Source organism: Kitasatospora papulosa (genome assembly GCF_000717245.1).
Lineage (GTDB): Bacteria > Actinomycetota > Actinomycetes > Streptomycetales > Streptomycetaceae > Streptomyces > Streptomyces papulosus.
In genome coordinates, this window is the sequence record NZ_JNYQ01000001.1 from 1,125,677 (window position 1) to 1,137,770 (window position 12,094).

At 73.3% G+C, this 12,094-nt stretch carries 11 protein-coding genes; 7 read left to right on the plus strand and 4 right to left on the minus strand.

The annotated features are described in order from the left end of the window. Nucleotides 1–111: 111 nt before the first annotated feature. Both hrpB and IA22_RS0104945 read right to left on the minus strand, forming a co-directional pair. Complete coding sequence (gene hrpB, locus IA22_RS0104940; RefSeq protein WP_015576765.1) at nucleotides 112–2,613, minus strand: ATP-dependent helicase HrpB; 2,502 nt, start codon at nucleotides 2,611–2,613, stop codon at nucleotides 112–114. Between the two features lie 45 nt (nucleotides 2,614–2,658). Next, the gene (locus IA22_RS0104945) at nucleotides 2,659–3,486 is read right to left on the minus strand and encodes a class I SAM-dependent methyltransferase (RefSeq protein WP_014156843.1); all 828 of its coding nucleotides are present in this window, start codon (nucleotides 3,484–3,486) and stop codon (nucleotides 2,659–2,661) included. 395 nt (nucleotides 3,487–3,881) lie between these two features. Between IA22_RS0104945 and rpsA the strand changes: the two genes are divergently transcribed. The 4 genes from rpsA to IA22_RS0104965 all read left to right on the plus strand — a co-directional run bounded on the left by rpsA (nucleotide 3,882) and on the right by IA22_RS0104965 (nucleotide 8,022). After that, nucleotides 3,882–5,393 carry a 30S ribosomal protein S1 gene (gene rpsA / locus IA22_RS0104950; RefSeq protein WP_014156844.1) on the plus strand — a complete coding sequence of 504 codons (1,512 nt, stop codon included), beginning with the start codon at nucleotides 3,882–3,884 and terminating at the stop codon, nucleotides 5,391–5,393. A gap of 514 nt (nucleotides 5,394–5,907) precedes the next feature. Next, a complete protein-coding gene (locus IA22_RS0104955) occupies nucleotides 5,908–6,846 on the plus strand; it encodes a PAC2 family protein (RefSeq protein ID WP_014156845.1) in 939 nt (312 codons plus the stop codon). A 43-nt stretch (nucleotides 6,847–6,889) separates the two neighbouring features. Further along, the gene (coaE, locus tag IA22_RS0104960; protein ID WP_015576761.1) at nucleotides 6,890–7,492 is read left to right on the plus strand and encodes a dephospho-CoA kinase; all 603 of its coding nucleotides are present in this window, start codon (nucleotides 6,890–6,892) and stop codon (nucleotides 7,490–7,492) included. 131 nt (nucleotides 7,493–7,623) lie between these two features. After that, nucleotides 7,624–8,022 carry a tetratricopeptide repeat protein gene (locus tag IA22_RS0104965; protein WP_015576760.1) on the plus strand — a complete coding sequence of 133 codons (399 nt, stop codon included), beginning with the start codon at nucleotides 7,624–7,626 and terminating at the stop codon, nucleotides 8,020–8,022. A 124-nt stretch (nucleotides 8,023–8,146) separates the two neighbouring features. Here IA22_RS0104965 and IA22_RS0104970 read toward each other — a convergent pair whose 3' ends face one another. After that, complete coding sequence (locus IA22_RS0104970) at nucleotides 8,147–8,425, minus strand: DUF6343 family protein (RefSeq protein ID WP_030122834.1); 279 nt, start codon at nucleotides 8,423–8,425, stop codon at nucleotides 8,147–8,149. A gap of 76 nt (nucleotides 8,426–8,501) precedes the next feature. Between IA22_RS0104970 and IA22_RS0104975 the strand changes: the two genes are divergently transcribed. Both IA22_RS0104975 and IA22_RS0104980 read left to right on the plus strand, forming a co-directional pair. Next, nucleotides 8,502–9,650 (plus strand): ADP-ribosylglycohydrolase family protein, encoded by a 1,149-nt coding sequence (locus tag IA22_RS0104975; protein ID WP_030122835.1) that lies wholly within the window; start codon nucleotides 8,502–8,504, stop codon nucleotides 9,648–9,650. Nucleotides 9,651–9,686: 36 nt separating this feature from the next. After that, nucleotides 9,687–10,391, plus strand: a complete 705-nt coding sequence (locus tag IA22_RS0104980; RefSeq protein WP_030122836.1) for a class I SAM-dependent methyltransferase — start codon at nucleotides 9,687–9,689, stop codon at nucleotides 10,389–10,391. A gap of 10 nt (nucleotides 10,392–10,401) precedes the next feature. On the opposite strand, the gene IA22_RS0104985 is transcribed toward IA22_RS0104980, so the two are convergent. After that, nucleotides 10,402–10,758 carry a hypothetical protein gene (locus IA22_RS0104985; RefSeq protein WP_030122837.1) on the minus strand — a complete coding sequence of 119 codons (357 nt, stop codon included), beginning with the start codon at nucleotides 10,756–10,758 and terminating at the stop codon, nucleotides 10,402–10,404. A 219-nt stretch (nucleotides 10,759–10,977) separates the two neighbouring features. On the opposite strand from IA22_RS0104985, the gene IA22_RS33965 reads away from it, so the two are divergent. Further along, nucleotides 10,978–12,048, plus strand: coding sequence for a slipin family protein (locus IA22_RS33965; protein WP_033248548.1), 1,071 nt, complete (start codon nucleotides 10,978–10,980; stop codon nucleotides 12,046–12,048). Nucleotides 12,049–12,094: the final 46 nt, after the last annotated feature.

Below are 12,094 nucleotides of genomic sequence, written 5' to 3' on the forward strand. Positions count from 1 at the left end.
GGGCACCGGCCGGATCCTCGGACGCGGGGATCCGGCCGCCCCGGCTCCGGAGACACGGCGTTCCCGCACGATCGGGCGGGGACGCCCCCGGGACGCGGCGCGGCGCGCCCCTCAGCCCCGGCGCAGCCGCGCCGACGTGAAGCGGGTCGCCTCCGTCGTCGTGGGGTCCTCGGGCCACGGGTGCTTCGGATAGCGGCCGCGCAGTTCCGCCCGCACGTCCCGGTACCCCTCCCGCCAGAAGGACGCCAGGTCCGCCGTCACCGCGGCCGGGCGCCCGGCCGGGGACAGCAGGTGGACCAGTACGGGCACCCCGGCCACCCGGGGAGTCTCGCCCAGCCCGAAGAGCTCCTGCAGCTTCACCGCGAGCACGGGCTGCTCGCCGCCGTAGTCCACCCGGACCCGGGACCCGCTGGGCACCTCGATCCGCTCCGGGGCCAGCTCGTCGAGCCGGGCGGCGTCCCCCGTCGCCCACGGCAGCAGGCGCCGCACGGCCTGCCCCGCGTCGATACGCGCCAGATCCGCGCGGCGCCCGGCCCTCGACAGCTCGGGCTCCAGCCACTCGTCGGCCCGCGCCAGCAGCGCGTCGTCCGACACGTCCGGCCACGGCTGCCCCAGCACCCGGTGCAGGAACGCGAGCCGCAGCCGCAGCCCCGCGGCGTCCCCGGTCCACCGCAGCAGCCCCGGCCCCTCGCGCCGCAGCCCTTCCAGCAGTGCCCCGCGCACCAGCCCGGGGGCCGGGGCGCGCAGCGCCCGCGCGGACAGCTCCACGGCCCCGAGCCGCTCCACCGAACGCGCCACCACGTCGCCGTCCGCCCAGCGCACCTCCTCGCCGGAGAACAGCAGGTGCCCCGCGGCCAGCCGCGCGGTCGCCTCGTCGACGACGGCGGCCAGCCGCACCCGGGCCGACGCGGCATGGGCCGGCCGGTCGGCGACGGCGACCGCCAGCCACCGCGCGCTGCGCAGCCGTGAGCCGTCGGCGAGCAGCGCACCCGTACCCGACGCCATCAGGAACGCCCCCTCGCCCCGGGCCCGCGCCACGCGCTCGGGGAACGCCAGCGCCGCCACCAGACCCACGGCCACGTCGTCCGGGCCGCCGGCCGCGCCGCCCGGGGCGCCGAGCGCACCCGAGAGCCGCCTGACCTCCTGCCGCCAGCGAGCGGCGTAACCGTCGCCGCCGCGCCGCGCCGTGCGCAACGCGTGCGCCAGGTCGTCGCCGTACTCCCGCGGCGGCTCCTCGCTCAGCAGCGCCACCACCTCCGCGGCCCGCCGCCCGCCCACCTCGTCCGCGCCGTCAAGGAGAGCCCGGGCCAGGCGGGGGTGCAGGCCGATCCGGGACATCCGTACGCCCCGGTCCGTCGCCCGTCCTGTCGCGTCCACCGCGCCGACCGTGGCCAGCACCTCGTGCGCCGCGCCCAGGGCGCCGGCCGGGGGCGGATCCAGGAGCGCCAGCCCGGAGGCGTCCGGATCACCCCAGCACGCCGCCTGCAGCGCGAACGCCGCGAGGTCGGCCACCTTGATCTCGGGGGAGGGGAACGCGGCGAGACGCCCGTCCTCCGCCTGCTCCCAGCACCGGTACACGGCGCCAGGGGCCTCCCGCCCCGCGCGGCCGGCCCGCTGGCGGCCCGACGCCCGAGACGCCCGTACGGTCGTCAGCGCGCCCAGTCCCCGGGCATGGTCGGTACGCGGTTCCCGGGCGAGCCCCGAGTCCACGACGACCCTCACCCCCGGCACCGTGAGGGAGGACTCCGCCACGGAGGTCGCCAGCACCACCCGGCGTCCGCCGGACGGACCCGCGAGCACCGCGTCCTGCACGGCGGCGGGCGCGCGCCCGTGGACCTGGAGCACCTCGGCGTCCACGCCGGCGAGCTGTGCGGCGACCCGGCCGATCTCGCCGACGCCGGGCAGGAAGCACAGGACGTCGCCGTCCCGCTCGGCGAGTGCCCGGCGCACCACCGAGGCCACGTGCGTCAGCAGGGCGGGGTCCACCCGCATCCCGTGCGGCGGCCTCACGGTCCCGGCGGGCGGCGCCCACACCACCTCGACCGGATGCGACACACCGTGCGCCTCCACCACGGGCGCGTCACCGAGCAGGCGCGCCCAGCCCTCGGCGTCCGTGGTCGCCGAGGCCGCGACCAGGCGCAGGTCCGGCCTGATCGTCCCCCGCACGTCGAGCAGGAAGGCGGCGGCCGTGTCCGCGTCCAGATGACGCTCGTGGCACTCGTCGACGATCACCACGTCGACCCCGGCCAGTTCCTGGTCGCGCTGCAGCCGCTGGAGCAGCACCCCGGTGGTCACGACCTCCACCACGGTGTCCGGCCCCACCACGCGCTCACCGCGCACCGTGAAACCGACCCGCCCCCCGGTCCGCTCGCCGAGCAGCCACGCCATACGCCGCGCCGCGGCCCGCGCCGCGATCCGGCGGGGCTCGGCGACGAGCACCCTGCGCGCCGGGCCGCCCCCGGTCAGCCCGGCGAGCACCAGGGGTACGAGCGTGGTCTTCCCCGTCCCGGGCGGCGCACAGAGCACCGCGGCACCCCGCTCGTCGAGGGCGCGCTCCAGGGCGGGCACGGCGGTGCGGACGGGCAACTGGTCCAGGACGTCGGTGCGGATCACGCCCCCAGTGTCGTACGCCGCCCCCGCACCGCGGGCGGCCGGTACCTACGCGCCGTCGCGGGAGTCCCGCTCGCAGACGAAGATCGCCGTGCCGGGGATCAGGTTGCCGCGCAGCGGGGACCAGCCGCCCCACTCCTGGTCGTTCCAGGCCGGCCATTCCGGTTCCACGAGGTCCACCAGCCGGAACCCGCCCGCCACCACGTCCCGGACCCGGTCGCCCAGGGTCCTGTGATGTTCCACGTACACCGCGTCGCCGCGCTCGTCCTGCTCCACGTAGGGCACACGGTCGAAGTACGAGGCGGAGACGGACAGGCCCTCCGGTCCCGGTTCGTCGGGGAACGCCCAGCGGATCGGGTGCGTCACCGAGAAGACCCAGCGGCCCCCCGGCCGCAGCACGCGGCGCACCTCGCGGAACACCTGGACGGGGTCGGCGACGAAGGGCACCGCGCCGTAGGCGGAGCAGGCCAGGTCGAAGGAGCCGTCCCGGAACGGGAGCCGGCCGGCGTCGGCCTCCACCAGGGGGACGCCGCCCCCGAGGCGCAGGGCGTGCTGGAGCTGGCGGTGGGAGAGGTCCAGGGCCACCGGCCGGGCGCCCCGGGCGGCGAGCCAGCGCGCGCACTGGGCGGCGCCGGCCCCGATCTCCAGGACGTCCATGCCCTTCAGCGCGTCGGCGGGGCCCAGCAGGCCCGCCTCCGCCTCGTCCAGCCCTTCCGGACCCCAGACGAAGCGGTCGTCCCCGAGGAACGTTCCGTGATCGCTCTGGTACTCGTCGGCGTTCCGGTCCCACCATCCGCGGTTCGCCCGGCTGCTCTCCGCCGCACCGGCTTCCCGCCGGGTCGCTTCGGGTTCGGAGTCGTAGGTCTCTTGGCTCATCGTGCCCGTCGTTGTAGTTTGCCTTCACCCGCTTCGTGCGGGTGCCCTCCGGCCCGCACGGGTCAGTACGGCCGTGCGCGCGCGACACGCCGTGGTGACCGATGTGGCCTCGGCGAACGTGAGTTGTGCCGGGATTGGGGTGTTGCGCCCCGGGTGTGCGCCTTCGCGCATTGACCCTGTCCGGCTGCCCCCGTATGCTACAAGTTGCGTCGCGAGCCTGCGCGCTTCAGACCTAGCAGGCTGCGCTCGCGTCTGTTGCATGTCCCCTCGGTTGTCGAGGCGCCTTTCCGGTCAGGTGGGGTGCTTTCCAGGCTGTCCGGCTTCTGCAGAGGCGATACGGGCTTACGGCGTAGCAGTACCTACGACTCACTGTCCGTACCGGAGCCCTTTCCCACATGACGAGCAGCACCGAGACCACCGCCACCACTCCGCAGGTTGCGGTCAACGACATCGGCGACGCGGACGCGTTCCTCGCGGCGATCGACGAGACGATCAAGTACTTCAACGACGGCGACATCGTTGACGGTGTCATCGTCAAGGTTGACCGCGACGAGGTCCTCCTCGACATCGGTTACAAGACCGAAGGTGTCATCCCGAGCCGCGAGCTCTCGATCAAGCACGACGTCGACCCGAACGAGGTCGTCAAGGTCGGCGACGAGATCGAGGCCCTGGTTCTCCAGAAGGAGGACAAGGAAGGCCGCCTGATCCTCTCGAAGAAGCGCGCTCAGTACGAGCGTGCCTGGGGCACCATCGAGAAGATCAAGGAAGAAGACGGCATCGTCACCGGTACGGTCATCGAGGTCGTCAAGGGTGGTCTCATCCTCGACATCGGCCTCCGTGGCTTCCTCCCGGCGTCGCTCGTCGAGATGCGTCGCGTCCGCGACCTCCAGCCCTACGTGGGCAAGGAGCTCGAGGCCAAGATCATCGAGCTGGACAAGAACCGCAACAACGTGGTCCTGTCCCGCCGTGCCTGGCTCGAGCAGACCCAGTCCGAGGTCCGCCAGACGTTCCTCACGACCCTGCAGAAGGGTCAGGTCCGTTCCGGCGTCGTCTCCTCGATCGTCAACTTCGGTGCCTTCGTGGACCTGGGTGGCGTCGACGGTCTCGTGCACGTCTCCGAGCTGTCCTGGAAGCACATCGACCACCCCTCCGAGGTCGTCGAGGTCGGTCAGGAAGTCACCGTCGAGGTCCTCGACGTCGACATGGACCGCGAGCGCGTCTCGCTGTCGCTCAAGGCGACGCAGGAAGACCCGTGGCAGCAGTTCGCCCGCACGCACCAGATCGGGCAGGTCGTTCCCGGTAAGGTCACCAAGCTCGTTCCCTTCGGTGCGTTCGTCCGCGTCGACGAGGGCATCGAGGGCCTGGTCCACATCTCCGAGCTGGCCGAGCGCCACGTGGAGATCCCGGAGCAGGTCGTCCAGGTCAACGACGAGATCTTCGTCAAGGTCATCGACATCGACCTCGAGCGCCGTCGCATCAGCCTCTCGCTGAAGCAGGCCAACGAGGCCTTCGGTGGGGACCCGGCCTCGGTCGAGTTCGACCCGACCCTGTACGGCATGGCCGCGTCGTACGACGACCAGGGCAACTACATCTACCCCGAGGGCTTCGACCCCGAGACCAACGACTGGCTCGAGGGCTTCGAGGCGCAGCGCGAGGTCTGGGAGACCCAGTACGCCGAGGCGCAGCAGCGCTTCGAGCAGCACCAGGCCCAGGTCATCAAGTCCCGCGAGGCCGACGAGGCCGCCGCTGCCGAGGGTGCTGCCGCCCCGGCCGGCGCTGCCCCGGCTGCCTCCGGCGGCAGCGGTGGCGGCTCGTACTCCTCGGAGTCCGCGGACAACTCCGGCGCCCTGGCGTCGGACGAGGCCCTGGCTGCCCTGCGCGAGAAGCTGGCCGGCGGCCAGAGCTGACGCTCTGACCCCAGCCGCTCATCGGCTGCAGTAGCTGTAGAGCTGTGAGTGAGGCCCGTCCCCTTCGGGGGGCGGGCCTCACGCATGTCCGGACGGGGGCGCGATTGTGCCCGGCAGGGACGGGGAGTGCCGGGCGGGGGCGGGGGGAATGAAACGTGCGGGACCCCCGAGTGGCTGACGGCCCGTAACACCCCCGTGCCAGGATCCGCGCAACGCCGGGATCACGAGGGGAGCCGGTGGATGACACCCTCCGCGGAGTCCACACCGGCGCCCGCCCCTCGACGCGCCGGCCCCGGCACCGCCCAACGGGCCCGCAGGACATGTGCACTTCGCCGGCGGTCGACCACCTCGGCCGCACCGACGCCTGGCAGCAAGGGAGTTCACCTCGGCACGGAAGGCGGGGACGGTTCCGCGCAGCCGCCTGCCGGCCTGATCGCGAGGGAATGCGTGCCGACGGGAATGCCCTGGCCGGACGGGGCGTTCTTGTCCAGGAACACGAGGAGGAGCGGTAACCGTGCCTGATCCGCAGAGTTTGTACGAATGGGAGCCGAAGGGCCTGGCCGTGGTCGACATGGCGCTCGCCCAGGAGTCGGCCGGCCTGGTCATGCTCTACCACTTCGACGGATACATCGACGCGGGCGAGACCGGCGAGCAGATCGTCGACGGCCTGCTCGAGACGCTGCCGCACCAGACCGTGGTCCGCTTCGACCACGACCGGCTCGTCGACTACCGGGCGCGTCGCCCGCTGCTGACCTTCAAGCGCGACCGGTACACGTCGTTCGAGTCGCCCGCCCTCGAGGTCAAGGTCGTCCAGGACGCCACCGGTGCCCCGTTCCTGCTCCTCTCCGGACCCGAGCCCGACGTCGAGTGGGAGCGGTTCGCCGCCGCGGTGGAACAGGTCGTGGAGCGGCTCGGCGTCCGCCTCGCGGTCAGTTTCCACGGCATCCCCATGGGCGTCCCGCACACCCGGCCCGTCGGCCTCACCCCGCACGGCAACCGCACGGACCTGATGCCCGGCCACCGCAGCCCCTTCGACGAGGCGCAGGTCCCCGGGTCCGCCGAGGCACTCGTGGAGTACCGGCTGATGGAGGCCGGGCACGACGTCCTCGGTGTCGCCGCCCACGTGCCCCACTACGTCGCCAGGTCGTCCTACCCGGACGCCGCGCTCACCGCCCTGGAGGCGGTCACGGCGGCGACCGGGCTCGTCCTGCCGAGCGTGGCGCACACCCTGCGCACGGAGGCGCACCGGACCCAGACCGAGATCGACCGGCAGGTCGGCCAGGGCGACGAGGAGCTCGTCTCCCTCGTCGAGGGGCTGGAGCACCAGTACGACGCGCTCGCGGGAGCCGAGACCCGCGGCAATCTCGTCGCGGAGCCGGCCGATCTGCCGTCGGCGGACGAGATCGGCCGCGAGTTCGAGCGCTTCCTCGCGGAACGCGAAGGCGATTCCTGAGGGGACCTCCGGCCGCCGCGCGGCCGGAGGCTAGGCTCGGCACATGCTGAAAGTGGGCCTGACCGGCGGGATCGGCGCCGGCAAGAGCGAAGTGTCACGGCTGCTCGCACGCTACGGAGCCGTGGTGATCGACGCCGACCGGATCGCCCGCGAGGTCGTCGAACCCGGCACCCCGGGGCTCACGGCCGTCGTCGAGGCCTTCGGTCCCGGCATCCTCACCCAGGACGGTTCCCTGAACCGGCCGGCGCTCGGTTCGATCGTGTTCTCGGACCCCGCGCGCCTGGCCACGCTCAACAACATCGTCCATCCCCTCGTCGGGGCGCGTTCCGCGGAACTGGAGCGGGCCGCCGCAGCCGGGGCGGTCGTCGTCCACGACGTCCCCCTGCTCACGGAGAACGGCCTCGCACCGCTCTACGACCTCGTCGTGGTCGTCGACGCGAAGCCCGCGACCCAGCTCGACCGGCTCGTACGGCTCCGTGGCATGACGGAGTCCGACGCCCGTGCGCGGATGGACGCGCAGGCGACGCGCGAGCAGCGCCTCGCCGTCGCCGATCTCGTCATCGACAACGACGGTCCGCTGGAGGACCTGGAGTCCCAGGTCCGCACGGTCTGGTCGGACCTCGCGGCGCGGGCCGCCGCGAGCTGATCCCGGGGGCCCGCCGGAGCCCCCGTCCGGCCGTCGCCGTGCCGGTGCTCGCCCGGCCGCCCGCCACCCGGCCGGAATACGCGCCTGTGGCCGGATGTTGAAGACCTGGCAACGAGGGGAAGGATAGGGCCGTGCCCGAGAAGAACCCGGAAACGCATGTCATCGACTTCCGCGCGGCGGAGCAGCTGCTCGCCGCACGGGACCCGCGGGGTGCGGTCAAGCTGCTCGACTCGGTGATCGGCGCCCACCCCGAGAACACGGCCGCGCGGCTGCTGCGTGCGCGGGCCTTCTTCGCAGCGGCCCAACTGCGCCCGGCCGAGCTGGAGTTCGAGCTTGTCCTGGAACGCGAGCCGGACAACGCCTTCGCGCACTTCGCGCTCGCCCGTACCTTCCAGCGGGCCGGCCGGCCCGAGCAGGCCACCCGCCACTTCCGTCTGGCCGCCGCGCTCGACCCCAAGCCGGAGTACCTCCAGGCCGCCCGCTTCGAGGACCGCGACGGCGAGGCCCGCGACGGCGAAGCCCGCGACTGACGGGTCCGCGACGCGGCTGACGGGTCCGCGACGCGGCTGACGGGCCCGCGCCCCACGAGCGTGCGCCGACGGGGCCGTCGCCGCTGACCTCGCGACCGGCCGGTACCCGCTCGGGGCCGTGGTCTCAGCGGCGGTACCGGGCCCGCCCGCCCCTGTCCGGTTCGTACGGGGGGACGTCCCGGCCCGGCTGGTAGCGCGGCCCCTGCCGCAGATGCCGGACCACGAAGCAGAGGTCGGTGACCGTGACCACCAGCAGCACCCCGCACGCCGTCGCCCAGCCGACGCGTCCGGTCGCCACGAAGGCCGCCAGCCCCAGCGCGGCCCAGATCATGCCCCATAGACTCAGCCAGAGTCGCATCCGCAGGGGGCTGCGTGCGGTGGACGGTTCATTTCCGGTACGCATCACGATCGCCTCGTCTCCAGCATGACCCCGAGGCGCGGCGTACGGAAACAGGCGGGCGGACGACGGGGAGCGGGTTGTGACGACGACCGGGCACGGGCACACGGCAACAGGGGCGGCGGCCTGGGGTGACGCCGTCGCCCGCCGGTCCAGGGTGCGGGGCACGCTGCTGGGCGGTGCGGTCGGGGACCAACTGGGCAACCCGGTCGAGTTCCTCTCCCTGGACGGCATCCGCAGAGGCCACGGCGAGCGGGGGATACGCGGCCCGGTCCCGGACGCCGACGGTGTCGTCGGCCGGATCACCGACGACACCCAGATGACGCTCTTCACGGTCGAAGGGCTGATCAGGGTCCACTCCCGGGCGGTCGCGACCGGCACCGCGGGAGCCGAGGTGGAGCTCGTCCGCAACGCCTACCTGCGCTGGCTCGACACCCAGAATCATCCCGCCCCGCCCGCGCGTGGCGGGGACGAGCCCGTACGGACCGGCTGGCTCCGGCAGCAGCCCTGGCTGTACGCGCGCCGCGCGCCCGGCAACGCCTGCCTCACGGGTCTGGCCGCCCGCCACGTCCCGCGGACCGGCGCCCCGCTCGGTCTGCCGGGCCCCGTCAACCCGCAGTCCAAGGGCTGCGGCACGGTGATGAGGTCGGCCCCCTTCGGCCTGCTGGGCACGGACGCGGCGACCGCCTTCGGGCTGGCCGCCCGGTGCGCCCTGATCACCCACGGCCACCCGACCGGCGCCTACGCGGCGGGCGCGCTCGCCGCGATCGTCACGCATCTGCTGCAGGGCGACTCGCCCGAGGGCGCCGTCCTGCGCGCCGTGGACCTGCTGGGCCGCCATCCGGGCCATGACGAGACGACGGCCGCCCTACGTGCGGCGGTCGACCTCGCGGCCCGGGGCCGGCCCACCGCGGAGCGGGTCGAGTCCCTGGGCGCGGGCTGGGTCGCCGAGGAGGCGCTCGCCGTCGCCGTGTACTGCGCCCTCGTGCTCCCCGGGGCCGACGACGTCGCCGAGGCGCTGCTGCTCGCGGTCAACCACTCCGGTGACAGCGACTCCACGGGCGCGATCTGCGGCAACCTGCTCGGCGCGCACCACGGTGACGTACGGCTGCCGGCCACCTGGCTTGCCGTCACCGAGGGGCGGTCCGTGATCGCCGAGGTCGCCGACGACCTGTGCATGGAGCTGGAGCAGCCGGTGTCCTGGCCCGACGGCCGTTACCCGCAGTGCTGAGGGGAACGCGCCGCGGCACCCGCCCGTTCCGGATGTATGAGCGGACCGCTGGTACGTGAGGGATACACGGGGACGGGGCCGGGCTCGATCACGCCGGACGGGTGTGCCGTCGAGCTGTACGCACGCCTGTCCGTCGGCACCGAGCCGGAGGTGATCGCTTCGGTGCTGCGGCCAGGAGCGAGCATTCTCGAACTGGGCTGCGGCGCCGGCCGGGTGACCCACCCGCTGGTCGCCCGGGGCTTCGAGGTGACCGCGGTGGACGAGTCGCCGGGGATGCTCGAGCGGGTGCGCGGAGCCCGTACGGTCCTGAGCCCCATCGAGACCCTGGACCTGGGGGAGGAGCGGTTCGACGCGGTCGTGCTCGGATCGTTCCTGGTGCACTCGGGTGATCACCGGGTCAGGGAGGGGCTGCTCAGGACCTGCCGCACGTACGTGAAGGACGACGGCCTCGTCCTCGTCCAGCGGGAGGCCGCCGACTACCACTCCGCCGTGCCCCGGGAGCGGGAGGACCCGGCCGCAGGATGTGTCATCCGGATCCTCTCGGCGCACCCGGTCGGCGAGGGGGTGGACGAGGTGCGCGTGGAGTACGTCTTCGAGGACGCCCGCTGGACCCAGACCTTCCGGTCGCGTGAGCTGTCCGTGGAGCGGTTCGAGGCGTATCTGGGGGAGGCGGGGCTCGTGGTCGACCGCTGCCTGACCCCGGACGGTGTCTGGGTGCTGGCCCGCCCCCGTCGGCCGTGACCCCGCCCGCTCAGTGGATGAAGGTGTAGCTGCGCCACGGCCGGGCGCTCGCCGCGTTCGTGTCGGAGAACGTGGTGGCCACGTAGGCGGTGCCCTGGCCGCTGCAGTCGCGGCTGGTGTACAGGACCATGTCGATCAGGGTCCGGTTGTCGACCTTGGTCGCGCCGTCGGGCCCCATCGTGTGGCAGCCCTTCACCGAGGGGCTGTGCACGCTGACGACCTCGTCCTTGCCGGTGGTGTAGGAGACCGGTCCGACCGCCGTGCGCCCCAGGCCGGAACAGCCCGTGACGGCCAGGACGAGCAGGGTCGCACCGGCGGCGATAGCGGCACGGCGGCGGAGAACGGTGGGGGGCGCGGTGACGGACATGGGCGGGTCCTCGTCTGCTCGTCCGGCTCATCGGTACGTCTCGGGGACGTGCTGGCGCTGGCCACCCTGCCCGGTCGGTCGCGCACCGGCATCCCGTGCGCGGCCGGCCGGGTCCCCTGACACCCGGACAGAGGTTCGCAGGTGTGCGTATCGGGCATATGGTGTTAATAGGGCGTGATAGGCGGGTGCGGAAACGCACCCTGTAGGCAGGGGGCCGTGATGGTCCAGGCGTTGGTGGTTGCCCTGGTGGCGGTGCTCGCGGGCGGTCTGGTGTACGCCATGGCCGCGGCCCGGGTGGTCAAGCAGTACGAACGGGGCGTGGTGCTCCGGCTCGGCCGGCTCCACGACGAGGTGCGTCCCCCGGGGTTCACCATGATCGTCCCCGGGGTCGACCGGCTCCGTAAGGTGAACATGCAGATCGTGACGATGCCGGTGCCCGCCCAGGACGGCATCACGCGCGACAACGTCACCGTGCGGGTGGACGCCGTCATCTACTTCAAGGTCGTGGACCCCGCGAGCGCGGTGATCCAGGTCGAGGACTACCGTTTCGCGGTCTCCCAGATGGCGCAGACCTCCCTGCGTTCGATCATCGGCAAGAGCGACCTGGACGATCTGCTGTCCGACCGGGAGAAGCTCAACCAGGGCCTGGAGCTGATGATCGACAGCCCCGCGGTGGGCTGGGGTGTGCAGATCGACAGGGTGGAGATCAAGGACGTCTCCCTGCCGGAGACGATGAAGCGGTCCATGGCCCGGCAGGCCGAGGCCGACCGTGAGCGGCGTGCGAGGGTCATCAACGCCGACGCGGAGCTGCAGGCGTCGAAGAAGCTCGCCCAGGCCGCGCAGCAGATGTCCACGCAGCCGGCGGCGCTCCAGCTGCGGCTGCTGCAGACGGTCGTCGCGGTCGCCGCCGAGAAGAACTCCACGCTCGTCCTGCCCTTCCCCGTGGAGCTGCTCCGCTTCCTGGAGCGCGCCCAGCAGGGGCCGCAGCCGTCCGTCGCCGCGGGGCGGCCACAGGACGGGTCCGGACAGCCGGCACCGGAGCGGCCCGCCGAACCCGCCGAACCGGCGTCCCCCATGGACCCGGACGTCGTGGACCCCGCGGTCACGGCGCAGACCTTCACCGACCAGCCGCTCCCGGACGCGCCCCTCACGGATGAGGACACCGGCCCGGACGGGAGCCTGCCGGAAGCCGCTCCGGACGGTGTGCCGGAGTTCGACCCGGAGACGGTCCCGGAGTTCGATCCGGAGCCGTCCGGCCGTCGCCGCGGCAACCCCTTCAGCCACCACTGACACGGCCGTCCCACCCGCCACCGGCACCGCCCCGCGCCCGCTCCGA